Genomic DNA, 26602 nt, shown 5'->3' on the forward strand with positions numbered 1-26602 from the left:
TCCCCCGGGAGGGGGAGCCCGACCGGGTCGGGTACCGGAGCCGGCCCGCGTCAGGAGTCGGGCGAGCGCAGGACGCGCAGGTGGCCGCGGCGGGTCTCGGAGACCACGCCCTGGCCGGAACCGCCGCCCGCCTCGGCCGCCCGCTCGTGCGGACGGGCCGCCTCGCGCACGGCGTTGGCGAGCGCTTCGAGGTCGTCGCCGCTGGGGCGGGAGGGCGCGGAACCGTCGGAGAGGCGTACGACCTCCCAGCCGCGCGGCGCGGTCAGCCGCTCGGAGTGCTCGGCGCACAGGTCGTAACAGTGGGGTTCGGCGTACGTGGCGAGCGGGCCGAGGACTGCGGTCGAATCGGCGTAGACGTACGTCAGTGTTGCGACGGCAGGGCGGCCGCACGCGGTGCGCGAACAGCGACGTACAGGGCTCACGACGTTGGACGGTACCGCACTCTTGACCGGGCCGCGACGACTCTCCCCCAGCTCACTCCCCCGTGTCGTGGCGTGATCTCGGCCATACCGGCTCCGGCGGCAACTGGCCTGACCTGCACGGTGCGGTGGCCGGGAGGCGACCTCCGGCGCGGATCGCGGTAACCACTCGGTACGAATCCCATCAATCAGGGCGAGGTCGACGGTCAGGGGAGGTTCCGGAAGCGATCGAAAGCTTGGCCGGAATGTTCAAGCTCCGACATGCCGTGCGGGCCGTGGATCACCCGGCCCCGGGAGCGCGTCGGGGGCTACCCTGCGTGATTGAAACCTCCCCTCCCTGGTGGGGGGGGATTCCCAGCTCACTTCGCCCGGCCGTCAGCCACGGACAGGACTTACAAGATCAGCACTAGCCGGGTTGAGACCAGCCCGGGTGAGCATCACGTGGGCGGAGTTCCTGTCCCTGGGGGACTCGGCTCCGCATGCGGTGCACGAATACGTTCTCTCGGAGAGGGGGAGTGCGTGCTTGGCTCTCGCTCCGCACCGGGCGCAGTCCATGGTGGTGTGCGCGCGGTATCCCTTGGTATCGGGCCGGGTCTTCGGGGTCCTGCGGCGGGCCATCTGCCGCTGGTGGCGCGCCGGCTTCTGCGCGGCCGTCTTCCCGTGCTCGGCGTGCGGGAGGTCGTGCGTGCCGGAGGTGGTGGTGGCGGTCTCGCGCACACCCCAGTCGATGCCGATCGCCCGGCCGGTGGGGGGAAGCGGCTCGGCCTCGGTGGCCACGACGAAGGAGCAGTGCCAGTGCCCGAGGCTGTCCCGGTACACCCGCACACTCGACGGAGCGGACGGCAGGCCGCGCGACCACACCACGGTCAGGATGATCCCGCCGGCCAGGTGCAGGCGGCCGTCCCTGAGGCGGAACCCGCCGGTGGTGCAGTTCAGCGTGGGAAGTGCGTCACGCTTGCGTTTGATGCGGGGCATCCCGGCTCTGTGCCGCATCGGCTGCCGGGCCGCGGTCAGCGTGCTGTCCGGCTGCGCCGGCCCACACGTGATCTTCTGCTCGGCCGTCTTGTTCAGGGCGTGGACCTTGCGGGACATCGCCACGCACTCGTTCCACACCCAACGGCACCGCGCCCACTCGCCTTCGAGCCGGGCCGGCGCACCGGACGACACGCGCAGCCGGAAGGTGTACCCGGCATGCCCGGTACACCTGCTCGGCCAACCCTGTCGTCGCCATGTCCCGCAAGCCAACAGCCCCCACTGACAACAGAAGAGAGTGCAGGTCAGAACAGAATGCGACGAGAACTCCGGCGCTCCGCGCCTCCGCGCCAAGGCCCCGTTGTCCCCCGCAGGCGGGAGGTACCCCCACCCGTCCCTGACGGACGAGGCGTCCTGGGAGAATTCCGGTGATGGACAGTTCCGTACCGCCCCCGCCGGCCGAGCGCCCCTCCGAGCCCCGTCCGCGCCGCCGCGACCGGCACGGCCGCGGGATGCGCGGGCCCGTCGCGCCGCCGCAGGTCCCGCTGTCCGCGAGCCGCGCGGAGCTGTTCGGCGACCTGGTCCAGGACTCGGTGGAGCGGCTGGAGCGCCGCTGGCCCCAGCTGGCCGACGTGGAGTTCATGGTGGCCGAGGTGCCGCGGCCGGGCGGCCCGGAGAGCGGCTGGAACGACGAGGCGGTGCCGCTGGGCGCGGTGTTCCAGGGGCGCGCGGGAGGTCCGGCGCGGATCGTGGTCTACCGGCGGCCGGTGGAGATCCGCACCAAGAACCGCGACGAGCGGGCCCTGCTGGTGCACGAGATCGTCGTCGAGCAGGTCGCGGAGCTGCTCGGGCTGTCCCCGGAGACCGTCGACCCGCGGTACGGACAGGACTGACCCGGTCCCGGGGCGGGCGCCGGCACCACCGGGCCGCGGCCCTGCCCGCGCCCGGGCCGCGCCCCGGCAGGACGGGCCCGGTGCCGGGCACCCGCTCCCGTACGGCACGGGCGGCCGGACCCGGGGTGCGGGCCCGCACCCCGGGACCCCGCGCGGTCAGCCGCCCAGGACCGACAGGTCCTGCTCCGCCTCGGGCACGGCCACCGTGCCCCGGTCGTCCGGCAGCGTCTGGACCGTGAACATCGGGATGCCGTCGGCGGGCAGCGCCAGCGTGCGCGCGGCGTGCACCGGGCCGCCCGAGACGGTCTCCACGGTGAGCGCGTACGAGCCCTTGAGCCCGGCCGGCACGGGCGGCTGCACGGCCAGCGTCGCACCCGCCTTCACGGTGTACGTCTTCGTGGCCGGCTCCCCGGCCTGGGTGCCCGCGGAGGCGGTGACCTTGACGACGGCCTCCGCACCCGGCGCGGTCAGCGACAGGGTGCCCCCGGCCGCCCGGTTGTCGGCCGCGGTCGCCCGGTCGCCGACCGGCCCGGTGGCCGGCACGAACGCCAGCTCCTGCTTCTCGACCGTCCCCCGGACCACCCGCAGCGCGGCCACCACGGGCGCCGCGTGCCCGGCGTCGGCGGGGGCCAGCACCAGCGAGCCGGCCTCCCCGCGGGTGAGGTCCTTGAGGTCGGCCACGGCCGTCATGCCGGACTTCACGTGCAGCTGCTCGTGGCCGGCCGGGGAGATGGAGCCGCCCGGTCCCGCCAGCTTCACCGTGAGGTCCGCGTCGTCGTCGCCGGTGGCGAAGGCGACCAGCCGTACGGAGGTGGCGTCGGCCGGGATGCCCGGCAGCACCAGCGCGCCCGAGGGGTCGGCGGAGGCGGGCAGCCAGTCGGCGCCGACGCCGTCCTCCAGGACCTGCACGGCCGCGCCGACCCGGCCGGTGCGCGTCGTCACGTGCACCGTGAGGTCCGCGAACGGCGTGGTCGTGAGCGTGGAGAGGAGCACCGGAACGGAGGACTTGGCGGGCACCGGGATGCCTTCGCCCGCGCCGGAGTCGGACTTCAGCCTGCCGTCCGGCCCGTACAGCTCGATGTCGACGACGGCGGTGCTGTCGTCGGGATTGGTGACGTGCAGGTAGTCCTGCCGGGTCTTGGCGGTGCTCGCGCCGGGGAACCAGAAGTCCGTGTCGGGCGCCGAGCAGCCGACTCCGAGCACCCCGCGGGCGGAGCCGACCGGGACCACCGTGGTCTGCTGCGCCGCCCAGCCCGGGGCGAGCGCGCCCTCGGCCGCGCCGGCCAGGGCCGGGGCCTCGGCACCGGAGGCCTTGGCGGCCACCGGCTTGCCGGGCTCCTTGAGGGTGAGCAGCGGCTTGACCGTCTTGCCCGCGGTGAGCAGCTGGGCGCTCGACCTGCCGCCGGCGGACGCCTGGCCGGAGCCCCCCGCGGGGGTGACCGAGGTGTAGGCGGTCTCCGCGACGTCCGAGCCGCTGGGCGCGGGGCACAGCAGCGCGGACCGCTCGACCGGCATCCGCACGGCGGCCTTCGCGCTGGTGCCGCCGGACTCGCCGGGCGCGGTGAACGAGGCGATGCCGGTGACGGCCGCGAGGGCCGCGGCCACGGCGGCGAGGGTCAGGGGTGCGCGCTTCACTGCTGGGTGCTCCCGTCGGGACGCCGGTTCTCGTGGCCGTGGGGGTCGTGGCCGTGGGGGTCGTACGGGGCGCCGTCCTGGCCGTACGCGCCGTCCTGGCCGTACGCGCCGTCCTGGCCGTGCGGGTCGTACGCGCCGGCGCCGGTCTGCCCGTCGTACGCCCCCTCCTGGCCGGTGCCGCCGCCGTACGGGTAGCCCTGGGCGTCGGTGCCGTACGGGGTCCCGGGGTAGCCCTGGTCGTAGCCGGGCTGCTGGTAGCCGCCCTGGTACGGGGTCTCCGCGGGGCCCTGCCGGTAGCCGCCCTGGCCGCCCTGCTCGTACGGGGTGCCGGCGAAGGGGTCCTCGTACCCGCCCTGCCCGTACGCGTACCCGGCGGCCTCCTGGGCCGGCTGGTCGGCGTACGCGGGGGCGGGGGTGTCCCACTCGCCGTACGACGGCTGCTGCGGAACCGGCGCGAAGGCGTCGGCGGTGTCGGTCGACGGCTCCGCGGCGTAGGGGTCGGCCGTCTCGCCGTACGCGGCGGCCTCCGGCACGGCCTCCTGGGCCTCGGCGCGCAGCCGGCGGGCGCGGCGGCCGGTGCCGTCGGCACCCTCGGCGGGGGCCTCCGGCTCCTCCGGCAGGTCGTCGTCCAGCTCCCGGCGGCGGCCCGGCAGGGCCATCACCAGCAGGACCACGGCGAGCGAGCCCTGGGCCCAGTGCCAGGCGGAGTGGCCGAGGTCGCCCCGGTACACGAGGTCGAGCCTGCCGCCGTCGCCGGGGAGTTCGAAGCCCTGGGCCCAGCCGTCGACGGTCTTGGCCGTCAGCTCGCGCCCGTCGAGCGTGGCGTGCCACCCGGGGGCGGCGGTGTCGGCGATGCGCAGCACGCGGCCCGCGGGCCCGGCCGGGATCTCGGTGTGCGCCTCGACCGGTCCGGAGGCGACCGGGATGGGGTCGTCGCCGGACTTGCCGGAGATGATCACGGCGCGGGCGACCTGGCGGTCCACCCGCCACAGGGCGCTGCCGTCGAGCTGGCTGAGGCGGCTCAGGCCGGGGGTGGCGTCGAGCACGCGGCCCACCTGCTTGGGGGCGCCGTCGCGGACGAGCACGTACCGGATGGCGAAGGCGCCGAGCTGGTCGGTCTGGTCGGCGCCGGAGCCGGCCACGAGGTTGGAGACGACCTTGTCGAGGCGGGCGTCGCTGCCGGCGGCCGTGGCGATCTCGGCGTCGCCGAGCTGTCCGCCGGAGCCCCGGACGAGGGTGTACGCGACCTTGGCGGGCGAGTCGCCGCCGAGGACGAGGGTGCGGGCCTGGTCCCGGGTGCGGCTCTCCTCGGCCACGAAGGCGGGGACCTGGACCGGGTCCCGGCGCTCGACGGGGCCCGCGGCACCGCTGATCACCCAGCCCGCGGCGCCGAGCAGCGGCCCGGCCGCGGCGGCGAGGGCGATGAGGGCGGCGAGGGGCTGGCGCCAGCCGAAGCTCTGGGCGGCGACCCGGGAGCGTCCGCCCTCCGCGCCGACGGCGGCGGCGGTGAGCAGCGCGATGCCGTAGACGAGGGTGGCGGGTCCGGCCCAGCCCTCGCGGTTGAGCACCACCGCACCGGCCAGGCCGGTCAGGGCGACGGCCCAGGCCGCGCGGACGGTGAAGGCGCGCTCCTCGCGCAGCAGGGCGGCCAGGGCGGCGAGCACGACGCCGACGAGCAGCAGGCCGCCCGCGGTGCGGGGGCCGCCGGGGCTGATGCCGAGCAGGTCGAGCGCGGTCGCGGAGCCGGTCCCGAACGGCAGGCCGGCCTCGCGCAGGAGGGCGGCCGGGTCGGTGAGGAGGGTCAGGGACCAGGGGGCGAGGACGAGGAGGGGGACGGCCAGGTTCGCGAGCAGGCGGGGCGCGTAGGTCTTGAGCGCCGAGCGGTTGACGACGAGGGCGGCCACCCCGAGGACCGCCGCGAACAGCCAGGCGACGGGGGTGAAGGCGGTGGCGAGGGTGAGGAGCAGGGTGTACGTCCACACCGCGCGCCAGCTGCCCCGGGCGCCGTCGGAGCCGCCGAAGCCGTACGCGGCCACGGCGGACCGGGCGAGCAGCGGCAGCAGCACGGCGAGCACGGCGGTGCCGAGGCGGCCGCCGGCGAGGGCTCCGGTGACTGCGGGCAGGAAGGCGTACGCGACGGCGCCCCAGGCGCGCAGCAGCCGGGACCCGACGAGCGGCCGGGAGGCGAAGTACGCGGTCAGGCCGGCCAGCGGCACGGAGCAGACCAGCAGCACGGTGAGCGCGAGCTGGGTGCTGCCGAGGAGCAGCCCGGAGAGCGCGGCGAGGACGGCGAGGTAGGGCGGCGCGGTGGCGGTGCCGCCGGTGCCGACGGGGTGCCAGGCGTCGAGGTACGAGCTCCAGAGCCCGGAGGCGCCGGGGGGCGCGGGCAGCAGCGCGCCGCCCATCAGCGAGCCGCCGCTGAGGAGTTCGCGGCAGGCGGCGAGGGAGAGGACGAGCAGGAGGGCGAAGAGGACGGGCGCGGGCTTGCGGGCGATCCGCTTCAGGCGGGCGAACTGCTCGATCTCCAGGAAGTCCGCGTCGTCGCCGCCGGGGCCCGACTCGACGGCACCGCCGTGGCGGCCCGCCCCGGAGGCGTCGTCGGAGCCGCTGCCGAAGTACCCGGCGACCTGCTCGACGGTGGCGCGGAGGGTGGCTCCGGGCGGCGGGAACAGGGGCCGCAGTTCGCCCGCGGGGACCGTGGACCGGCCGCGTCTGCGGCGGGCGCCGAGGATGCGGCCGGGCACGAGGAGGGTGCGCAGGAGTCCGCGCACCTCGTCGACGGCCTGGCCGGGGGCCTTGCCCACGAGGTAGGCGAGGGTGCGTACGAGGGTGCCGAGCACGAGGCGCAGCAGGACGTAGGGGAGCGCGGCGGCGCGGGAGTTGACCAGCATCGCGTAGACGGCGCCGGACTTGTCGACCCGGTGGGGGCTGGCGACCGAGCGGCCGGCGCAGTCGATGGGGCGGCGTTCGCGGGCGGACGCCTCGGCGTGCCGGAGGACGGCGTCGGGGGCGATGAGGACGCCGTGGCCGGCGGAGTGGGCGCGCCAGCACAGGTCGACGTCGTCGCGCATGAGGGGCAGGCGGCGGTCGAAGCCGCCGAGCTCCTCGTAGACGTCGCGGCGGATCAGCATGCCGGCGGTGGAGACGGAGAGGACGGGGCGGACGCCGTCGTGCTGGCCCTGGTCCTGTTCGCGGCGGTCGAGGCCGGTCCAGCGGCGGCCGCTGCGGGCGATGCTGACGCCGGCCTCCAGCAGCTGCTTGCGGTCGTACCAGCCGCGCAGCTTGGGGCCGATGACGGCGGCTTCGGGGTTCTCCTCGGCCACGCGGAGCAGCTCGGTGAGCGCGTCCGGCTCGGGAGCGCAGTCGTCGTGCAGCAGCCAGAGCCACTGGACGGGCTCGCCGTGGGGCAGTTCGGGGAGGTCGTACGCATCGTCGCGCCAGGTGCGGCTGACGGGGTCCCAGCCGCTGGGGCGCTTCAGGTACGGGAGGTCCTCGGGGGTGAGGACGCCCGCGGTGCGCACGGCCTCGTCGACGGCGGCGCCGAAGCCGGTGCGGCGGGCCAGGTGGAGCACCCGGTCGTCGCCGAAGGCGTCGGCGAGGAGGCGGGCGGAGTCGTCGGCGCTCCCGGTGTCGGCGGCGACGTGGTTCTGGACGGGCCGTTCCTGGCTCTGCAGGCCGGCGAGCGCCTGGGGCAGCCAGCGGGCGCCGTCGTGCGCGACCAGGACCGCGGTGACGACATGCCTCGGGAACTCGGGGGCGGCGGCCGCCGTATGTGGGGCCGTCGAGTGGCTGTGCACGGACATCGCGGTACGGGCCCTCCGGGCTGGGGGGTCCCCGGGCGGGGCCGGGGAGGGTCCGGGGGGCTGGGCCCCGGGAGGCTGCTGGACAGCGCCCCACACTAACGGCTGCGCACAAAGCGGTCCGCCTCCTGCGGGGAAGGGGCAGGAGGCGGACCGCTGGTCTGTATGGCCGGTGCCGCTGGCGGCTCGTGGCGTTTGTGAGGCTTGTACGGATCTCGGTTCGTACGATGCGCCGTCACGCGGGGCAAGGCGCGTGGCGGAAGCTTCGGTTTCCGGTCAGACGGCGGCCTTCTTCAGGCGGCGGCGCTCACGCTCGGACAGGCCGCCCCAGATGCCGAAGCGCTCGTCGTTCGCGAGGGCGTATTCGAGGCACTCGGAGCGGACCTCACAGGCGAGGCAGACCTTCTTGGCCTCGCGGGTCGAGCCGCCCTTCTCGGGGAAAAAGGATTCGGGATCGGTCTGGGCGCACAGTGCGCGCTCCTGCCATCCGAGCTCCTCGTCCGCCTCCTCGACCAGCAGTTCCTGAAACAGCTCGGTCATGTGCGCCCCTCGTCTGTCTTCGCGTCCCCGTGATGTTGCCGCCGCCGATTTCCGGCCGAACGACACGAGTGAAATTACAAGTGTGCGTATCCGGGCCAGTCAAGCCGAGATCTGCTATTGGGCCCCTTATTCACTCTGCGGAACCAAGCCTATGCAGAAAGTGTTCATATCGCCAAAAATCGTGACACATGCCACATGCATCACCGGCATCCGCAGCGTCACCCATAACGGACGCGTCACGACGCGCCCGGGTTGCAGCCGCACTTGCCCTGGGCGTGTCTGCACAAACCTTTCTCCGCACACAGTAACCGGATGAGGTGAAACTTTTCCCGCAAACCGGACATTGGGTTGACAGTCGCCTCCCAAACCCGCTCTCCTTGTTTTCATGTCAGCGAACGCAGCGCACTCCGAGAGCCCCCTCCGCGGGCTCCTGAGCGCTGCCCTGGTTCGCTGTTGCTGTTGCAGCTGTTGATGCCGTAGAGCGTCCGGCTTTCTCCCCCTGGCTCGCGTACGAGCCGTCCGGCTCGTTGAAGAGCCGTCCTTGCGACACCCCGACAGCCCGTACTCCTGCCGAGGAACCCCCGCACATGAACAGCAGCAGCAACACGCTCCAGACAACCCCCCAGATGGACCTCCAGATGGAGAGCGACCTCCAGATCGCGGGCGACATCCTCGCCGTCCAGCACCTGCTCCAGCCCGCCAAGGAGCACCCGGCCACCGTCGCCGACTTCGTCGGCCTGGCCCGCTCGCTCGCCGGCGACCGCGCGCAGTGGGAGCACCTGGTCGAGTACGACGCCACCAGCCGCTGGTACCACCGCCTCACCACCGGCCCCGGTTACGAGGTCTGGCTGCTCAGCTGGGTGCCGGGACAGGGCAGCGGACTGCACGACCACGGCGACTCGTCCGGCGTGCTGACCGTCCTCCAGGGCGGGTTGACCGAGCGCACCGAGCGCGGCCGCCGCACGCTCGCGGCCGGCGCCCAGCGCGTGTTCGCCCCCGGGTACGTCCACGAGGTCGTCAACGACTCCCTCGAACCCGCCGTCAGCCTGCACGTCTACTTCCCGGGCCTGACCGAGATGCCGATGCACGAGAGCGGCGCCGGCGCCTCGCAGTGCTCCCCGGCCGCACTGGACACCGTCCGCGCCTGACAAACTGCGGGGCATGCGCATTGTTGTTCTGGCAGGCGGTATCGGCGGGGCACGTTTCCTCCGCGGACTGAAGTCGGCCGCGCCCGACGCGGACATCACGGTCATCGGCAACACCGGTGACGACATTCACCTGTTCGGTCTGAAGGTCTGCCCCGACCTCGACACGGTGATGTACACGCTCGGCGGCGGCATCAACGAGGAGCAGGGCTGGGGCCGCACCGACGAGTCCTTCACCGTCAAGGAGGAGCTCGCCGCGTACGGCGTCGGCCCCACCTGGTTCGGCCTCGGCGACCGCGACTTCGCCACCCACATCGTGCGGACCCAGATGCTGTCCGCCGGCTACCCGCTCAGCGCCGTCACCGAGGCCCTGTGCGACCGCTGGCGGCCGGGCGTCCGGCTGCTGCCCATGTCCGACGACCGGGTCGAGACCCACGTCGCGGTCGAGGACGGCGGCGAGCGGCGCGTCATCCACTTCCAGGAGTACTGGGTGCGGCTGCGGGCCTCGGTGGACGCCCAGGCCGTCGTCCCCGTCGGCGCCGACCAGGCCAAGCCGGCGCCCGGCGTGCTGGAGGCCATCGAGGCCGCCGACGTGATCCTCTTCCCGCCGTCCAACCCCGTGGTCTCCGTCGGCACCATCCTCGCCGTGCCCGGCATCCGCGAGGCCGTGGCCGCGGCGGCCGCGCCCGTGGTCGGCCTCTCCCCCATCGTCGGCGGCGCGCCCGTGCGCGGCATGGCCGACAAGGTGCTGGCCGCGGTGGGCGTCGAGTCCACGGCCGCGGCGGTGGCGAAGCACTACGGCACCGGCCTGCTGGACGGCTGGCTGGTCGACAGCAGCGACGCGGAGGCCGTGGCCGAGGTCGAGGCGGCCGGCATCCGCTGCCGCGCGGTGCCGCTGATGATGACCGACCTGGAGGCCACCGCCGTGATGGCCCGCGAGGCCCTGGAGCTGGCCGAGGAGACCCGGTGACCGCACCGGCCGTCCACGTCCGGGCCGTACCCGGGATCGGCGAGGTACGGCCCGGCGACGACCTCGCCGCGCTGATCGCGGCCGCCGCCCCCGACCTGCTCGACGGGGACGTCCTGCTCGTCACCTCGAAGATCGTCTCCAAGGCCGAGGGCCGGATCGTCACCGCCGACTCGCGCGAGGCGGCGATCGACGCCGAGACGGTACGGGTGGTCGCGCGCCGCGGCGCCCTGCGCATCGTGGAGAACCGGCAGGGCCTGGTGATGGCCGCCGCCGGGGTCGACGCGTCCAACACCGAGCCGGGCACCGTCCTGCTGCTCCCCGAGGACCCCGACGCCTCGGCGCGGGCCATCCGCGAGGGGCTGCGGGAGCGGCTCGGCGTCACGGTCGGCGTGATCGTGACGGACACCTTCGGCCGGCCCTGGCGCGCCGGGCTGACCGACGTGGCCATCGGCGCGGCCGGCGTACGGGTCCTCGACGACCTGCGCGGCGGCACCGACGCGTACGGCAACCCGCTGAGCGCCACCGTGGTCGCCACCGCCGACGAACTGGCCGCCGCCGGCGACCTGGTCAAGGGCAAGGCCGGCGGGCTGCCGGTGGCGGTGGTGCGTGGCCTCGGCCGTGACGTGCTCGGCGAGGGCACGGCGGCCGAGCTGATCCGGTCCGCCGCCGACGACATGTTCCGCCTGGGCACCTCGGAGGCGATCCGGGAGGCCGTGACGCAGCGGCGCACGGTCCGCTCCTTCACCGACGAGCCGGTGGACCCGGGCGCGGTACGGCGGGCCGTGGCCGCCGCCGTCACCGCCCCCGCCCCGCACCACACGACGCCGTGGCGGTTCGTCCTCCTGGAGTCCGCGACCGCGCGGGTGGAACTGCTGGACGCGATGCGGGACGCGTGGATCGCGGACCTGGAGCGGGACGGGAAGTCCCCGGAATCCATCGCGAAGCGGGTGCGGCGGGGCGACGTCCTGCGCAACGCCCCGTACCTCGCCGTCCCCTGCATGGTCATGGACGGCGCCCACCACTACGGGCACGCCCGCCGGGACGCGGCGGAGCGCGAGATGTTCGTGGTCGCCACGGGCGCGGGCGTCCAGAACTTCCTGGTCGCCCTGGCCGCGGAACGCCTGGGCTCGGCGTGGGTCTCGTCGACGATGTTCTGCCGCGACGTGGTCCGCAAGGTGCTGGGGATTCCGGACCACTGGGAGCCCATGGGCGCGGTGGCGATCGGCCACCCGACCACCCTCCCGGGCCCCCGCCCGGACCGGGACGCGGAGGCGTTCATCGAGGTGCGGTGAGCCAGGACCTCGGACACGCGAGAAGCCCCGCCGGGCCTTGCCCGGCGGGGCTTCTCGGCTCAGTCGGTCAGTAGAGCCGGTGCAGCTCCTGACCCGTCGCGTCGAAGGTGGTCACCGCCCCGGGCGGCGTGATCGAGATCCCGCCCTCCCAGTACACGATCTCCAACTCCTCTGACTGGAGGTCGTCGAGCCTCGCGAACATCACCTCAGACGGCCCCAGCTCGTACAGCATTCCGCTCGGTTCGAACATGACGGAGAACGAGCTTTCGTCATCGGCCTTGATCTTGAATCGGAAACCGGGTCGCATCGCTAATTCCTCCTCCATGCGTCCAGAACCTGCTGAGTGAGTTCAACACGAACCTTGGCGGTCCCATTGGACGGAATCGCCGCCGCTGCTCCCCTGTACATGTCGAACAGGGTCTGGGCGTCCTCCTGTGACGCCAGTGCGCGCAGCCCGCTGTCAGAGAGGTGTGCGTTGCGGGTTGCGGGGACCTTACCGTGCCCCCAGAGGCCGCGCCGTCGGCTCTTCGTCGATCACCCTCTGGGGCAGTGGCAAGGACAAGGACGGCAACCTCTCCACGCTCAACTTCGAGCTGTGGAACAGCAAGTACGGCGCCACCGGCCCCAACCTGCTCGGTGCCGGCGGCAAGAAGTCCGTGGGCTCGGCGACCTCCTCGGCCCGGGTGTACGTCGGCCCGTTCCAGACCGGCAGCACCGGGCTGAAGCTGGTCAATGGCGAGACGTACTCTTGGCGGGCCAAGTCGGTCGACAAGTTCGGCTCCAGCAGCGCCTACTCGCACACGAAGGTGCCCTGCCGCTTCGTCTTCGACAACACGCGGCCGACGGCCCCCACCGTCAAGTCGTCCCAGTTCCCGGACGGCGACGCGGGTGACAACGGCTTCTGGAACGACTCCGACGACTCCACCTGGAGCACGGTGAAGTTCGGCACGGCCGGGTCGTTCACCTTCAAGGCGGCCCAGACGGACGTCGTGAAGTTCGAGTACGGCTTCAACCAGGGCGGTGTCCAGGGCTCGGTGGCCCGGACCGCCGGCGCCCCGGTGACCACCGAGACGAGCCTGAGCAACGTCAAGCCGCCGCTGGCCGGCCCGAACGTGCTGTACGTGTGGGCCGTGGACGGGGCCGGGCACCGCTCTGACCCGGCTAAGTACCTGTTCTACGTCACCCCGCGGGACAAGGCCGACGCCCCCGGCGACTTCACCGGCGACGACCGGCCCGACATGTTCATCGTCGACGGCAACGGCAAGCTCCGCATGTACCCGGGCGAGTCGCAGCTGACCGACCTGACCAAGGGCACCGGCGACATCGCCTCTTCGATGTCCGGCGCCTACCGGGCCAACCCGCTCCGCGACCCCAACGGCACCGACAACCTGCCGATGTGGGCCGGCGCACCGTCGGGCTACTGGAACGGCGCGCTGCTCACCCACATCGGTGACGTCTACGGCGGCGACGGCCTCCAGGACCTGGTGGCCCGACTCGGCGGCAAGCTGTGGGTGTACCCCGGTGACGGCTACGGGGCGGTCAACATCGACAAGCGGCAGGAGATCCTGCTGCCTTCGAACGCCCCCGACCCGGCCGGCTACCGGCAACTGGTCGCCGCCGGCGACGCCACCGGCGACGGGAAGCCCGACTTCTTCGTCACCACCGGCACCGAGTTCTGGGCCTTCATCGGCTACAACGGCGCCACTGTGGAGAAGGCCGTCCGGCTCTCCTCCACGGTGTGGGGCGACCGGGACCTCGTCCAGGTCACCGACATCGACGGCAACGGCGTGACCGACATGGTCTACCGCAACGACACCCAGGGGAAGCTGTTCCTGCGTCTGGGCAAGGCAGCCTCCTCCGGAGGCGTGGACCTCGACTCGCTGGCCGCGGCCGCCGACTCGGCCTCGCCGGGAGGCGTCGACATCACCTACGGCGCCTCCGGATGGCAGCGCAGCAACATCCGGCTGTTCCTGGGCACGCCCGACGTCGACGGCGACGGAGTCCCGGACATCTGGACCCTGCGGGTGGACGGCTCGGTCCGCTTCTACCGGGGTTCCCCGACCGCGATGTCCGGGTCCGGCACCCTGATCGTCGGCAACAGCAACGGCGTCGGCTGGAAGTACAAGCAGGCCATCGGCTGAGGTACTGCGAGTGACGGGGCGGGCTCTGGACCAATGTGCTGGTCCAGAGCCCGCCCCGTTGTTCTCGTTGCTGCTCAGAGGCGGCCGATGTCCGTGCGGGGCATGCGGGGTTTGCGGCGGGGTGGGGTGTGGCCCGCCAGGAGGATCAGGCGGGTCGCGCGGTGGCGCTGGCCCTCGTACGGGGCGAGGAGCTCCAGCATGGCCGCGTCGTCGGTGGTGCGGTCGCCGGCGAGGGCGAAGCCGATGATGCCGGGGAGGTGGAGGTCGCCGACGGTCACCGCGTCCGGGTGGCCGTTGCTGCGCTGGAGGGTTTCGGCGGAGGTCCAGGGGCCGATGCCGGGGACGAGTTCCAGGCGGGCGGTGGCCTCCGGGAGGTCCATGCCGACGGCCTCTTCGAGGCGGGGGGCGACGCGGGCCGCGCGGAGGATGGTGCCGGAGCGCTTGCTGTCCACGCCCGCCTTGTGCCAGTCCCAGGAGGGGATGCGGCACCAGGTACGGGCGTCCGGCATCGCGTACATGCGGTCCGGGGCAGGGCCGGGGGCCGGGGTGCCGTGCTGGCGCACCAGGATGCGCCAGGCGCGGTAGGCCTCGTCGGAGGTGACCTTCTGCTCCAGGACGGAGGGGATCAGCGACTCCAGGACCAGGCCGGTGCGGGTCAGGCGGAGGCCCTGGCGGCTGCGGTGGCTGGCGTGCACGAGGCGGTGCCGGGGCACGAAGGCCCCGGGGTCGTCCTCGGCTCCGAGGAGTGCGGGGAGGCGGTCGAGGAGCCAGTCCGCTCCGGGGCCCCAGGCCTCGCCGGTGACGGTGCCGTCCGCTGCGCGGGCGGTCACCCGGAGCGTGCCGGGGCCGGCGGGGGTCTGGCTGGCCCGCCAGACCGCGCCGTCGGGGGTCACGCGGAAGGTCGGGTCGTGCGGGCCCCTCCGCAGGGGGCCGAGCACCAGGCCGAGGGTGAGGGGGCCGGGGGGTGCGTAGTGGCGGGTGCGGGTGCCGGTGCGGCTGCCGGTGCCGGTGTCGGTGCGGCTGCCGGTCTTTGCTTCGGCGCTGCCGGTGCCGGTGACGGTGTTCGCCTCGGTGCCCGCCGTGCCGGTGCCGGTCTCTGTGCCGACGCTGCCGGTGCCGGTGCCGGTCGGCCCGGCCGGCGTCGGTGCGGGTACGCGGGTCGCGCCGCCGCGCACGGTGGTGCGGGTGAGGGGATCGAATCTGCCGGCCACCCTCTGAGCGTAGTCCCGGCGGGGCGGTGTGCCGGGTGGGCTGGGGGTGGCGTTCGGCACGCCCCGCCGTGCCCTGGGGGCCGCGGGGTCCTGTGGGTGCGGCCCGGCCGGGCGATGCCGTCGTCGGGTGCGGGCTGCGGGACGGGACCGTGGACCCGCCGAGTCGGGGGCGGCCGTGGCGTATGCGGGGTGACGGGTGCGGGCAGTGGGGGCCTCGGCTGCCCTGCGGGGCCGGCCCCTCCCCGCCCTTCTCCCGTTCACCGGGGCTGCGCCCCGGACCCCTCCGGGGGCAGCGCCCCGTACCCCGCTCGGGGCTCCGCCCCGGGCCCCGAGCCTCAAACGCAGCCGGGGCTGGAGCGGGACGCGAATGCCGACCTCAGTCCGGGACGGGCCACCCGAGCAGCCACGGCGGGCTCGGAACCGGCGGGGCGGAACGGTCTGTCCGGGGCGGGCTCGGCGCGCGGCACGGGCGGCGGATCACCCCGGGGGCCGGGCGGAGCTCCGGTGAACGGGAGAAGGGTGGGGGGCACGTTCCCGCCGTAGCCGGCGGCGCAGGTCTGCTCGCGCCCCCACTGTCACCCGGCCGCCTGGCCCCGGCTTCGGCAGCCCCGCGCCGTGCGGGGGGGCTGGCTTCGGGCAGCCCCCCGTCGTGCGGGAGGGGGCTCGCGTCGGGCATCCGCGCCCCGCGGGGCACCGGCTTCGGGCGCCCTCGCGCCGCGCGAAGCGGGCCGGCTTCGGGCAGCCGCGCCCCGCGGGGCACCGGCCTCGGGCGCCCTCGCGCCGCGCGAAGCGGGCCGGCTTCGGGCAGCCGCGCCCCGCGGGGCACCGGCCTCGGGCGCCCTCGCGCCGCGCGGAGCGGGCCGGCTTCGGGCAGCCGCCCTCCCCGCGGGGCACCGGCCTCGGGCGCCCTCGCGCCGCGCGGAGCGGGCCGGCTTCGGGCAGCCGCCCGCCGCGTGGGGCACCGGCCTCGGGCAGCCCCGCGCCCCGCAGGGGACCGGCTGGGGTGGTGGGTGGTTACTGGTCCGACGAGAAGCGGATCGTTGCCGCCGGGAGGGTGGCTCCGCACCAGATTCTCGTGCCCTCGCGGAGTTCGTTGTCCGGGCCCACCACGGCCGCGTCGCCGACCACCGTGCCCGTCAGCTGGGTGCGGGAGCCGATGCGGGCGCCCGCGCCGATCAGGGAGTCCGTGACCACCGCGCCCGGCTCGATCACCGCGCCCGCCAGGACCGCGCTGCCGTGGATCCTGGCGCCGGCGCCGACCTCCGCGCCCTCGGCGATCACCGTGCCGCCCGAGAGCTTGGCGTCCGGGGCCACCACCGCGCCGGGCAGCACCAGGGACTCGCCCGTGCGGCCGGGGACCGCCGGGGACGGGGCGCGGCCGAGGACGAGGTCGGCGGAGCCGCGTACGAAGGCCTGGGGGGTGCCCAGGTCCAGCCAGTACGTCGAGTCGACCATGCCCTGGAGGTGCGCGCCGGCGGCCAGCAGGTCCGGGAAGGTCTCGCGCTCGACGGAGACCGGGCGGCCGGCCGGGATGGTGTCGATCACGGAGCGCCGGAAGACGTACGCGCCCGCGTTGATCTGGTCGGTGACGATCTCCTCGGGGGTCTGCGGCTTCTCCAGGAAGGCCGTGACCCGGCCGGTCCCGTCCGTCGGGACGAGGCCGAAGGCGCGCGGGTCCTCGACCCGGGTGAGGTGGAGGGAGACGTCCGCCCCCGAGGACCGGTGGGTGTCCAGGAGGGCGGGTATGTCGAGGCCCGTGAGGATGTCGCCGTTGAAGATGAGGACCGGGTCGTCGGGGCCGGAGTGCAGGCGGGAGGCGACGTTCCGGATGGCGCCGCCGGTGCCGAGCGGCTCGACCTCGGTGACGTACTCCAGGTGCAGTCCGAGGGAGGAGCCGTCGCCGAAGTACGGCTCGAAGACCTCCGCGAGGTAGGAGGTGGCGAGCACGACGTGCTCGACGCCGGCCGCCCGCGCCCGTGCCAGCTGGTGCGTGAGGAACGGGACGCCCGCCGCCGGGACCATCGGCTTCGGCGTGTGCACCGTCAGCGGGCGCAGCCGCGTTCCCTTGCCGCCCACCAGGAGGATCGCTTCAGTCAACTTCGCTCTGCTTCCTGCTGGGTCTGGCCTGGGACGGAGCCGCGGCAGGGCCGGGGCGGGCGGCCAGTTTATGCAGAGGTTTTCCTCACCTGCCCTGCAATCGCGCCGATGTCGACCGGGCCGTACCGAGCTTGCCGTAGAGCTTCTTGCCGGGGCACTCGGTGGCGAATCCGTCGCGGTGTCCGGAGATCACGTTCAGTTTGACCTGCTTTCCCTTCGGATACAGGTTCCCGCCACCGGACTTGAGCGTCGCCTTGCCGAGCGGGTTGGCCCCGTACAGGCCGAGCTTCCACGCCGTGAGCTGCGCGATGGCCTTGACCGCGGCGGCCGGTGGCGCGCTGGAGGTGAAGGTGCCGATGACGGCCACGCCCATGCTGTTGGTGTTGAACCCCATGGTGTGGGCGCCCAGGACGGCCTTGGCCACGCCGCCCGCGCGGCCCTCGTAGACGGTGCCGCACTTGTCGACGGCGAAGTTGTAGCCGAAGTCGCGCCAGCCGCTGCTGACGACGTGGTAGCGGTACAGGCTGCGCAGGACGGCCGGCGCCTCGGAGCACTTGTAGTTGTTGCCGGAGGCGCTGTGGTGGACGAAGGCCGCCTTGACGCTGCCGGTGTAGACGAAGCCCTTCTCGCGCAGGGACTCGTTGGCGCCCCAGCCCTTGCGGGTGACGATGCGCGGGCGGGGGCCGATGTACGGGCGGGCGGCGACGCCGACCTTGCCGTCGGAGGCGATGAGCACGTCGGCCGCGGAGCCCGCCTTGTCCCGTGCCTCGATCGCGTCCGCGCCGAGCGGGGCGAGGCCGAGGTTGGCGGCGGAGGTCTCGATGGTGGCCTGGCTCATGGCCGGGAGGACCGCCGGGAGGATCGTCGCCTGTGCGTCTCCGGACGTCTCCGCCGCCGCGGCCGCCTCGGCCTTCTCGTCGGGGCCGGGTCCGTCGGAGCCGGTGTGGGCGGTGGGGTCGGCGAGGGCTGCCAGGACGGCCGGGGAGGCGCCGTGGCGGCCCGCGCGGTTCCCCCCGGCGGCGGGGAGGAGCGCTGCCTCCTCCGCCGGCGCCGGCGTCCTGCCGGGGTCGACCAGTTCGATCCGCATCCCGGTGGGCAGGGTGAGCACCTCCGGCTCCGCGGCCCGGTGGCCGGTGGCGTCGGAGGCCTCCCCGGCCTCCGGCGCCACGGGTGCACCGGGGGCCTCGCCCGGTTCCGCCTGCACGCGCACCTCGATGCCGTCCGACTCGCCGACCCACAGGGGCGCGGTGCTGCCCTTCACCCGGCGGGAGGCGCCCTCGGCGGTGCCGGGGTCGGCCGCGTGCTCGCGGTTGTGGATCTCCACGTCCTGCCAGGCGGTCCAGGTGCCCGTGTGGGCGGACCGGGTACGGACCTGGACGCGGCCGTGGAGTTCCGTACGCGCGTCGTCCCAGACGACGCCGACCATCGAGAAGGTGCCGGTCTCGCGGGCGGCGAGGCCCACGGCGGCGGTGTCCGGCAGCCGTGCCGACATGCCGGGGAAGGCCCTGCGGGACCCGGGGGTGAGCGGTGTGAGGGGGAGCGACTGGGTCGAGCCGGGCACGGCCGGTTCGGCCGCGGCGGCGGGCCCGGCGGCCGGTGGCGCGGCCGGTACTGCGCCCGGCCCGGCGGCCGGGGCACCGGCCGTGGCGGGCGGTGCGCCCGGTCCCGCCGCCAGGGACGGAGAGGTCAGCGCGAGCGGGAGGGCCAGTGCGGCCGCCGTCGCGACGCCGATCGAGGAAACCAGGAATCCACGCATGCAGCCGATGCTGAGCACACCGCTGACGGCCCGCCAGCCGAGACCTGACGGCCCATCGGATCCCGGGGCGGCGCCGTTCACCCGTACGGGCGAGCGGGCGGCCCCCTTACGGGCGACGGGCCCGCCCCCGTACGGGCGAGGGCGGCCCGCCGCCCCCACGTACGCTTGCCGCGTGAACGCCAACGACCGCACCCCTGCCGACCTGCTGCGATCCGCGCTCGCCGCCGATCCCGGCCGTCCCCTGGTCACCTTCTACGACGACGCCACGGGCGAGCGCGTGGAATTGTCCGTGGCCACCTTCGCCAATTGGGTGGCCAAGACCGCCAACCTCCTCCAGGGCGACCTCGGCGCGGAGCCGGGCGACCGGCTCGCGCTGCTGCTGCCCGCGCACTGGCAGACCGCCGTCTGGCTGCTGGCCTGCGCCTCGGTGGGCGTGGTGGCCGAGGTGGGCGGGGACCCGGCCGACGCGGACCTGGTGGTGAGCGGCCCCGACACCCTGGAGGAGGCGCGGACCTGTTCCGGCGAGCGGGTGGCCCTCGCGCTGCGGCCGCTGGGCGGGCGCTTCCCGCAGCCGCCGGCCGGCTTCGCGGACTACGCGGTGGAGGTGCCGGGCCAGGGCGACCGGTTCGCGCCCTTCGTGCCGGTGGACGCGGACGGGGAGGGGCTGGCCGTGCAGGGGGCGGAGTTCTCGTACGCGGAGCTGGTGGACCAGGCGCGGCAGGACGCCGGGAAGCTCGGGTTCGGGCCGGGGTCGCGGGTGCTGTCGGGGCTGGGCTACGACACCTGGGAGGGGCTGTCCGCGGGGCTGTACGCGCCCCTGGCTGCCGGCGGCTCCGTGGTGCTCTGCCGGAACCTGGACCGGCTCGGGGCCGACGCCCTGGCGCAGCGGATCGAGAGCGAGCGGGTCACCCATACCGTGTAAGGGAGACCGTCCCTCCCGGGTACGGGGGTCACCCGGATCGCGTAATCGCAGGTCACCCACTCTGCCGAGGCCCCGTTCACCCACACCGCCCAAGGGCGGGGCCATCGAATTTGTCACCCACATGGCGGAACACAGGGCCCCGCACCAGGGCTCTTTCCACCGCGGCGGTGGGATGATCGACGGAAGGCCGCATACCGGACGCTTCGCCCCATAAGCAGCCGGACCCAGCGGCCGCCGCCGACCGCCGTGAGGATGGACGCAGACGTGACCGATGCAGCGGGCATGCCGGGCGTGAACGGTCCGGACGGAGGCGGCAGCAAGCCCCCGTCCGGGCGCAGGCGACGCGTGCTCCGCTGGGTCGGACTGGCCATGGCCCTGATGGTGCTGGTCGGGGCGGGCGCCGCGTGGTGGCTGTACCGCAAGCTCGACGCCAACATCACGCCGGACACTTCGGCAGCCGCCGAGCTGGAGCGGTACGAGAAGGAACGCCCCACCCAGGCGGTCCGGGGCGCCCAGAACATCCTGCTCATCGGCTCGGACTCGCGGGCCGGCAAGGAGAACGGCCGCTACGGCCAGGACGGCGGCACCCAGCGGTCGGACACCACGATCCTGCTGCACGTGGCGGCGGACCGGAAGAGCGCCACCGCGGTGTCGATACCCCGCGACCTCATGACGGAGGTCCCGAGCTGCCGCAAGGCCGACGGCACCCGGACCACCGAGCAGTTCGCCCAGTTCAACTGGGCCTTCCAGTTCGGCGGCGCGGCCTGCACGATCCGTACCGTCGAGAAGCTGAGCGGGATCCGCATCGACCACCACATGGTCGTCGACTTCGGCGGCTTCAAGAAGATGGTCGACGCCGTCGGCGGCGTCGAGATCTGCCTGAAGCGGCCCATCGACGACACCGAGGCGAAGCTGAAGCTGCCCGCCGGGCGCCAGACCCTGCGCGGCGAGCAGGCGCTGGGCTTCGTACGCGCCCGCTACAGCCTCGGCAACGGCAGCGACACCGAACGCATGTCCCGCCAGCAGCAGTTCCTCGGCGCCCTCGTGAAGAAGGTGCAGAGCAACGGCGTCCTGCTGAATCCGGCCAAGCTGTACCCGCTGCTCGACGCGGCGACCTCCTCGATCACCACCGACCCCGGGCTCGCCTCGCTGCGCGGGCTGTACGAACTCGTGCGCGACATGCGGGACATCCCGATCGACCGCACCCAGTTCCTCACGGTTCCCCGCAAGCCCTACGCGGCGAACCCGAACCGGGATGAACTCCTCGAACCGGACGCCTCGCGCCTGTTCCAGCAGCTGCGTCTCGACCGCCCGGTGACCGTCTCCCCCGCCCAGCCGGCGCAGGCCGCGGCCGACCCGAAGCAGCCCGGAGAGGCCGCCGGGAACACGTCCTCGCAGGTGACCGGGAGCGCCACCCCGGCCCCCACTTTCACCGGCACCACGGCCGACACGGCAACCTGCCGGTAAAGCAATCCAAAAAGCCGGGCGGCCGACCGTGCGGGATGTGCGGATTGCCCGGTTATAAGGGGAGTGGAATTTGTCACCAGCATGGTTTGCAGCCGAACTGGGCGGATAGTGTGAGCGATCCGGTGCCCAGGCCAGACCAACGACCAGGCCGTGCACTGCCGGATCGACGACCAGGCGCCTGGGGGGAGGCGCTTCGTGTGGCACCGACGGAGGATTCAGACAACCGTGGATGCGCAAGGCCGTGGGCGGGCGAACGAAATCGACCCCGCAGACCAGTGGGTACTCAACCCCAGCACTGGCAACTACGAACTGCGACTGGACAGCTCCGCAGGGCAGCGGCCGGTCTCCCGTCCCCGTAGATCCGCACACGCGGCTCCCTCCGCCCCCTCCCCCGTCGCGAGCCCGTCGGGTCCCCCCGTACGCACCGCTCCCGGCGTCCCCGCGCCCCGGCGCGGCGGCGGCACCCCGCCGGGCGGCGGAAGGCGCGGCGGCCGCAAACGCCCGGGCGGCGGCGACCGCAAGAAGAAGGTCCTGCTCATCACCGGCGGCTCGATGGCGTTCGTCCTCGTCGCCGGCTCGGTGGGCGGCTACCTCTACTACCGCCACCTGAACAACAACATCAGCACCACCGACATCGGCGACGCGGGCAGCGGCGGCTTCAAGACCGACCAGGCCATCAACATCCTGGTGATCGGCACGGACAAGCGGACCGGTTCGGGCAACACGGGCTACGGCGACAAGAACAGCCCCGGCCACGCGGACACCACGATCCTCTTCCACGTCTCCAAGGACCGGACGAACGCGACCGCGCTCTCCATCCCCCGCGACCTGATCACGGACATCCCGGACTGCCCGACCAAGCAGCCCGACGGCTCGGTCAAGACGGTGCCGGGCCAGAGCGGGGTCCGCTTCAACACCAGCCTGGGCCAGGGCGGCCGGGACCCCGGCTGCACGATGCGCACGGTCAAGAAGCTGACCGGCATCCCCGTGGACCACTTCATGATGGCCGACTTCAACGCGGTCAAGACGCTGAGCACCGCCGTCGGCGGCGTCCCGGTCTGCGTGAACAAGGACGTCAACGACAAGGACTCCAAGCTCAGGCTGACCAAGGGCGAGCACCTGCTGCAGGGCGAGCAGGCCCTGGCCTTCGTCCGCACCCGGCACGCCTTCGGCAACGAGAGCGACCTGGACCGGATCAAGACCCAGCAGGCCTTCCTGAGTTCGATGATCCGGCAGATGAAGTCCAGCGAGACGCTCACCAGCCCGACCAAGCTCTTCTCCCTGGCGGAGGCGGCCACGCAGGCCCTCACCGTCGACACGGGCATAGGGGGCATCCCCGAACTGACGCGCCTGGCCAAGGAGCTGAAGGACGTCAACCCGAAGAACATCACCTTCACCACCCTCCCCGTGGACGACAACCCGGCGGAGCGGGTGAAGGCGACCGTGGTCGTCAAGGAGTCCCAGGCCGAGCCGCTGCTCGCGATGATCCGTGAGGACACCTCCCTCACCGAGGTCAAGAAGCAGAAGGAAGCGGCCCAGAACGCGCAGAACGCCCTGCTCCAGGGCACCCGCGCACCGGCCTCCGACATCCGGGTCGAGGTCTACAACGGCGGCGGCCCCACCGGCTCCGCCCAGACCACCCTGAACTGGCTGCAGAACAACCAGGACGTATCCAAGTCGAGCAACAACGGCAACGCGCCCGAGAAGCTGGCCAAGACGACCCTGGAGTACGCGCCCAACCAGGCCGATCAGGCCCGCGCGCTCGCGGACATGATGGGCCTGCCCGCCGCGGCCCTGAAGCCCGGCACCACCGACGCACCCGACCGCACCCCGATGAAGCTCACCCTGGGCGCGGACTTCAAGGGAGCGGGCATCCCGATCACGGCGCCCAAGAAGGCGCCCGAGGGCATTCAGCGCGTCGAGGCCGACAAGGCCACCTGCGCCGAGTAATACATACCTGACACAGCAGGACCAATGGGGGGATACGGGTGAGGCACAGCAGCGTGCGAGGGGAGGGGGCGCCGCCCCACGCGCCCGGTGGCATACCGGACGCGGAGCCCGGTGGCATACCGGACGCGGGATCCGGCGCGCCCGGCACCCCGCCCGGCCCCCGTGACGGAGGGGCACGCGACGGCGACGGCGGGCCCCGTGCGGACGGCCGGCGCGGCGCGGGCGGCCGGAAGGCCGTACGTCCCCGCCGTCAGGGCAGGCGCCGCGTCCTGCGGTACATCGCCATCGCGCTCTCGCTGCTGATCCTGGGCACCGCCGGCGCCGGCTACCTGTACTACCGGCACCTCAACGGCTCCATCCAGACGGACGCGTTGAACCTCGGCGACAACAAGGCGCCGCGGCACAAGCCCAACGCCTTCGGCCAGACGCCGCTGAACATCCTGCTCATCGGCTCCGACGCGCGCGACGGCGAGGAGAACCAGGAACTCGGCGGCGCCAAGGAGACCTTCAACGGCACCCCGCTCGCCGACGTCCAGATGCTGCTGCACCTGTCCGCGGACCGCAGCAACATGTCGGTGATCAGCATGCCGCGCGACACCCTGCTCAAGCTGCCCAAGTGCACCGACACCGACGGCAAGGTGTACCCCGCCACCCAGGGCGTCCGGCCGATCAACGAGTCGCTGGGCCGGGGCGGCCCCGGCTGCACCGTCGCCACCTGGCAGGAGCGGACAGGCATACCGGTCGACCACTTCATGATGATCGACTTCAAGGGTGTCGTGTCGATGGCCGACGCGATCGGCGGCGTGCCCGTCTGCGTGCGGCAGAACGTCCACTCCCGCAACTACAAGGGCGAGGGCTCCGGCCTCCGCCTGACGAAGGGCACGCACCCCATCAAGGGCGTCCAGGCCCTCCAGTGGCTGCGCACCCGCTACGGCTTCGAGGACGGCAGCGACCTCGCGCGCGCCCACGGCCAGCACATGTACATGAACTCGATGGCCCGCGAGTTCCGCAAGAACGCCAAGCTGAGCAACCCGCTCAAGCTCAACAGCCTGGCCCAGGCGGCCATCGAGGCCATGGTCGTCGACGAGGGCCTGAACCGGATCGACCGGCTCTTCGACCTGAGCATGGAGCTCAAGCAGGTCCCCACGGGCCGGATCACCATGACGACCATGCCCTGGGTCGAGAGCACGCGCTGGAGGGGCAAGGTCGAGCCCGCGGCCGACGCCGAGCAGCTCTTCCGGATGGTCCGCGAGGACATCCCGCTGGACGGCAAGGCCCCGGACAAGCCGAAGCCCGCGGCCACCGCCACCCCGGTCACCGACCCGGCCGCACCGGCCGCCGAGATCCCGGTCATGGTCCGCAACGCCACCAGCGGCAAGGAGCACACCGCGACCCGGGTCCGCGGACGGGCCGCCGACGTGGCCGCGCTGCTGGCCGGCAAGGGCTTCGCCAAGGCCGTGGCCGACAGCCAGACCGCCGCCGAGGACACCACGGTCGTCCGGTACGCCGGGCTCGACCAGGCCGGCGACGCCGCCGCGGTGGCCACCGCGCTCGGCCTGCCGCCCACCGCAGTGCAGCGGTCCACGCAGGTCACCGGCGTGACGCTGTTCGTCGGCAAGGACTGGCGGGAGGGCGACAAGCCCGCCGCGCCGCCGGCCGCGCCCGCCAAGGCCCCCGACTCGGCCCGCCCGCTCAACGGCGACGACGAGGGCGCCTGCATGGAGATCCAGAAGGGCTTCACCTTCTGAGTGCGCGGGCGGCCGGAGGCACGGGAGGCAGCGGGATCGGCGGTCGCGTTACCGCGTACGGGGGAATCGGGGCGTGCCGGACGATCGGCACGGACGGTGACTGATCGTATGGGCCTACTGTTCTGAGGCCGCCTGTGACCAGTTCCTCCACGGAGGTGTCCCCCGTGCCCCAGCCGCAGCGCTACCCCCGTCCCCGGCCGCCGCAGGCTCCCCGGCGCGGGGGTGCGCCGCGGCGCCCGGCGCGGCGGCCCCGGTGGGGCGTACGGCTGGCCACGGCACTCTCCGTGGCCGTCCTGGGCTCCGGCGCCATCGGGCACGCGGTGATGACGGGGCTCGACACCGGCATCAGCCGGGTCGACCCCTTCAAGGACATGAAGAACCGCCCGCAGGCGGGACACGGCGTGAACTTCCTGATCGTCGGCACCGACGGCCGCGAGAAGATCGCCAAGGAGGACCGGCGCGAGTACCGCCTGGGCGGCACCTCCTGCAACTGCACCGACACGATCATGCTGGTGCACGTCTCCGCCGACCGGGAGCGGGCCAGCGTGATCAGCCTCCCGCGGGACACGTACGCCGAACTGCCCGCCCACACCGACGCGCTGACCGGCAAGCCGCACTCCCCGCACCCGGTGAAGCTGAACGCCGCGTACTCGGAGGGCGGGCCGAACCTCACCGTCCGCACCGTCGAGAACATGACCCGCGTGAAGATCGACCACTACCTGGAGGTCGACTTCACCGGCTTCATGCGGACGGTCGACGCGATGGGCGGGGTGGAGATCTGCACCGCCAAGCCGCTGAAGGACCGCTACTCGGGCCTCGACCTGCCCCCGGGAACGCACCGGCTGACCGGCGGCCAGGCCCTGCAGTACGTGCGCGCCCGCCACCTCGACGGCGCCGCGGACCTCGCCCGCATGCAGCGCCAGCAGCGGTTCGTCGCCGCGCTGATCTCCCAGGCCACCCGGAGCGGGATGCTGTTGAACCCGGTGAAGTTCAAGCAGGTCAGCTCGGAGCTGCTGGGCTCCGTGCGGGCCGACCCGGGCTTCGGCTCGCAGGAGATGCTGGACCTCGGGCAGGCGATGCGGGACTTCACCCCCGCCTCCTCGGAGTTCGCCTCGGTGCCGATCCTCGCCCAGTCCCCGCCCGTGCGGCTGCTGGGCTCGGTGGTGCGCTGGGACGAGCCCAGGGCCGCCCGGCTCTTCCAGGCCCTGCGCGACGACAAGCCGCTGGCCCCGGCGAAGCCCCGGCGCAAGGACACCGCGGTGCCGGTCGACGTGGCCCCGCAGCAGATCCGGGTGCACGTGGAGAACGGGACGCGCATCGACGGGCTCGGCGGGCGGGTGGACCGGGCCCTGCGCGCCACCGGTTTCGCCACCGACCAGGCGCCCACGGGAGGGTCCGCGCGGAACGTCACGCGCACGGTGGTCTCGTACGACCCCCGCTGGGACCGCTCGGCCAAGACCCTGGCCACCGCCCTGTCCGGCGCGGTGACCCGGGCGGTGCCGGGGCTCGGGCCCGTGCTGCGGGTGACCGCGGGGACCGACTACCGCCGGGTGACGCCGGTGCGGGCCGAGGACCCGTACCAGGGCGAGTTCGGGGTGGTCACCGGCGACCAGGTGGCCTGCCGGACCACGTGAGGGCGCCCGG

Annotated in this window: 19 protein-coding genes; 10 read left to right on the top strand and 9 right to left on the bottom strand. The window is 73.7% G+C overall.

Translation table 11 applies throughout. The annotated features are described in order from the left end of the window. Positions 1-50 precede the first annotated feature (50 nt). Entirely contained in the window at positions 51-473 is a 423-nt protein-coding gene (locus ACIQUQ_RS12860) for a DUF3499 domain-containing protein (protein WP_403975107.1), read from the bottom strand. Positions 474-794: 321 nt separating this feature from the next. Continuing rightward, positions 795-1511 carry a zinc ribbon domain-containing protein gene (locus ACIQUQ_RS12865; protein ID WP_403975109.1) on the bottom strand — a complete coding sequence of 239 codons (717 nt, stop codon included), beginning with the start codon at positions 1509-1511 and terminating at the stop codon, positions 795-797. A 311-nt stretch (positions 1512-1822) separates the two neighbouring features. On the opposite strand from ACIQUQ_RS12865, the gene ACIQUQ_RS12870 reads away from it, so the two are divergent. Beyond that, positions 1823-2284 carry a metallopeptidase family protein gene (locus ACIQUQ_RS12870; protein ID WP_403974586.1) on the top strand — a complete coding sequence of 154 codons (462 nt, stop codon included), beginning with the start codon at positions 1823-1825 and terminating at the stop codon, positions 2282-2284. A 156-nt stretch (positions 2285-2440) separates the two neighbouring features. Here ACIQUQ_RS12870 and ACIQUQ_RS12875 read toward each other — a convergent pair whose 3' ends face one another. From ACIQUQ_RS12875 to ACIQUQ_RS12885, 3 genes are all read right to left on the bottom strand, one after another. Further along, on the bottom strand, positions 2441-3919 hold the full coding sequence (locus ACIQUQ_RS12875) for a DUF5719 family protein (RefSeq protein WP_403974588.1): 1479 nt from the start codon (positions 3917-3919) through the stop codon (positions 2441-2443). Continuing rightward, the gene (locus ACIQUQ_RS12880; protein ID WP_403974591.1) at positions 3916-7722 is read right to left on the bottom strand and encodes a glycosyltransferase; all 3807 of its coding nucleotides are present in this window, start codon (positions 7720-7722) and stop codon (positions 3916-3918) included. The genes ACIQUQ_RS12875 and ACIQUQ_RS12880 overlap by 4 nt, the downstream gene beginning before the upstream one ends. A gap of 273 nt (positions 7723-7995) precedes the next feature. Then, entirely contained in the window at positions 7996-8259 is a 264-nt protein-coding gene (locus tag ACIQUQ_RS12885; protein WP_003983763.1) for a WhiB family transcriptional regulator, read from the bottom strand. Between the two features lie 587 nt (positions 8260-8846). On the opposite strand from ACIQUQ_RS12885, the gene ACIQUQ_RS12890 reads away from it, so the two are divergent. From ACIQUQ_RS12890 to ACIQUQ_RS12900, 3 genes are read left to right on the top strand one after another with little or no spacing between them, the layout of a single operon-like run. Then, the gene (locus ACIQUQ_RS12890; protein ID WP_403974593.1) at positions 8847-9407 is read left to right on the top strand and encodes a cysteine dioxygenase; all 561 of its coding nucleotides are present in this window, start codon (positions 8847-8849) and stop codon (positions 9405-9407) included. Positions 9408-9420: 13 nt separating this feature from the next. Continuing rightward, positions 9421-10374, top strand: a complete 954-nt coding sequence (cofD, locus tag ACIQUQ_RS12895; protein WP_403974596.1) for a 2-phospho-L-lactate transferase — start codon at positions 9421-9423, stop codon at positions 10372-10374. Beyond that, complete coding sequence (locus ACIQUQ_RS12900; protein ID WP_403974598.1) at positions 10371-11666, top strand: coenzyme F420-0:L-glutamate ligase; 1296 nt, start codon at positions 10371-10373, stop codon at positions 11664-11666. The genes cofD and ACIQUQ_RS12900 overlap by 4 nt, the downstream gene beginning before the upstream one ends. Positions 11667-11733: 67 nt before the next feature. Here the strand turns inward: ACIQUQ_RS12900 and ACIQUQ_RS12905 are convergent, their stop codons facing one another. Then, the gene (locus tag ACIQUQ_RS12905; RefSeq protein ID WP_403974601.1) at positions 11734-11973 is read right to left on the bottom strand and encodes a hypothetical protein; all 240 of its coding nucleotides are present in this window, start codon (positions 11971-11973) and stop codon (positions 11734-11736) included. 175 nt (positions 11974-12148) lie between these two features. On the opposite strand from ACIQUQ_RS12905, the gene ACIQUQ_RS12910 reads away from it, so the two are divergent. After that, positions 12149-13807, top strand: a complete 1659-nt coding sequence (locus ACIQUQ_RS12910; protein WP_403974604.1) for a hypothetical protein — start codon at positions 12149-12151, stop codon at positions 13805-13807. Positions 13808-13881: 74 nt separating this feature from the next. Here ACIQUQ_RS12910 and ACIQUQ_RS12915 read toward each other — a convergent pair whose 3' ends face one another. From ACIQUQ_RS12915 to ACIQUQ_RS12925, 3 genes are all read right to left on the bottom strand, one after another. Next, positions 13882-15018 carry a DNA-3-methyladenine glycosylase family protein gene (locus tag ACIQUQ_RS12915; RefSeq protein WP_403974607.1) on the bottom strand — a complete coding sequence of 379 codons (1137 nt, stop codon included), beginning with the start codon at positions 15016-15018 and terminating at the stop codon, positions 13882-13884. 1014 nt (positions 15019-16032) lie between these two features. Continuing rightward, positions 16033-17115 carry a sugar phosphate nucleotidyltransferase gene (locus ACIQUQ_RS12920; protein ID WP_403974609.1) on the bottom strand — a complete coding sequence of 361 codons (1083 nt, stop codon included), beginning with the start codon at positions 17113-17115 and terminating at the stop codon, positions 16033-16035. A gap of 85 nt (positions 17116-17200) precedes the next feature. Further along, a complete protein-coding gene (locus ACIQUQ_RS12925) occupies positions 17201-18871 on the bottom strand; it encodes a peptidoglycan recognition protein (protein WP_403974612.1) in 1671 nt (556 codons plus the stop codon). Between the two features lie 172 nt (positions 18872-19043). On the opposite strand from ACIQUQ_RS12925, the gene ACIQUQ_RS12930 reads away from it, so the two are divergent. The 5 genes from ACIQUQ_RS12930 (at position 19044) to ACIQUQ_RS12950 (ending at position 26592) form a co-directional block, all read left to right on the top strand. After that, positions 19044-19793, top strand: a complete 750-nt coding sequence (locus tag ACIQUQ_RS12930; protein ID WP_403974614.1) for a TIGR03089 family protein — start codon at positions 19044-19046, stop codon at positions 19791-19793. A 282-nt stretch (positions 19794-20075) separates the two neighbouring features. Further along, positions 20076-21260 carry an LCP family protein gene (locus tag ACIQUQ_RS12935; RefSeq protein ID WP_403975111.1) on the top strand — a complete coding sequence of 395 codons (1185 nt, stop codon included), beginning with the start codon at positions 20076-20078 and terminating at the stop codon, positions 21258-21260. Positions 21261-21485: 225 nt separating this feature from the next. Further along, on the top strand, positions 21486-23210 hold the full coding sequence (locus tag ACIQUQ_RS12940) for an LCP family protein (RefSeq protein WP_403974615.1): 1725 nt from the start codon (positions 21486-21488) through the stop codon (positions 23208-23210). Positions 23211-23248: 38 nt separating this feature from the next. After that, entirely contained in the window at positions 23249-24958 is a 1710-nt protein-coding gene (locus ACIQUQ_RS12945) for an LCP family protein (protein ID WP_403974616.1), read from the top strand. A 155-nt stretch (positions 24959-25113) separates the two neighbouring features. Continuing rightward, positions 25114-26592: an LCP family protein gene (locus ACIQUQ_RS12950; RefSeq protein ID WP_403975113.1), complete on the top strand. Its 1479-nt coding sequence runs from the start codon at positions 25114-25116 to the stop codon at positions 26590-26592. The last annotated feature ends 10 nt before the right edge of the window (positions 26593-26602 follow it).

It is taken from the genome of Streptomyces sp. NPDC101118 (genome assembly GCF_044759445.1).
GTDB lineage: Bacteria > Actinomycetota > Actinomycetes > Streptomycetales > Streptomycetaceae > Streptomyces.

Bases quoted from the DNA above. Each gene is read 5' to 3' on its own strand.
- ACIQUQ_RS12865 (WP_403975109.1), bottom strand. From the start codon at position 1,511: ATGTCCCGCAAGGTCCACGCCCTGAACAAGACGGCCGAGCAGAAGATC.
- ACIQUQ_RS12870 (WP_403974586.1), top strand. From the start codon at position 1,823: ATGGACAGTTCCGTACCGCCCCCGCCGGCCGAGCGCCCCTCCGAGCCC.
- ACIQUQ_RS12880 (WP_403974591.1), bottom strand. From the start codon at position 7,722: ATGTCCGTGCACAGCCACTCGACGGCCCCACATACGGCGGCCGCCGCC.
- ACIQUQ_RS12885 (WP_003983763.1), bottom strand. From the start codon at position 8,259: ATGACCGAGCTGTTTCAGGAACTGCTGGTCGAGGAGGCGGACGAGGAG.
- ACIQUQ_RS12890 (WP_403974593.1), top strand. From the start codon at position 8,847: ATGAACAGCAGCAGCAACACGCTCCAGACAACCCCCCAGATGGACCTC.
- cofD (WP_403974596.1), top strand. From the start codon at position 9,421: ATGCGCATTGTTGTTCTGGCAGGCGGTATCGGCGGGGCACGTTTCCTC.
- ACIQUQ_RS12905 (WP_403974601.1), bottom strand. From the start codon at position 11,973: ATGCGACCCGGTTTCCGATTCAAGATCAAGGCCGATGACGAAAGCTCG.
- ACIQUQ_RS12925 (WP_403974612.1), bottom strand. From the start codon at position 18,871: ATGCGTGGATTCCTGGTTTCCTCGATCGGCGTCGCGACGGCGGCCGCA.
- ACIQUQ_RS12935 (WP_403975111.1), top strand. From the start codon at position 20,076: ATGCCGGGCGTGAACGGTCCGGACGGAGGCGGCAGCAAGCCCCCGTCC.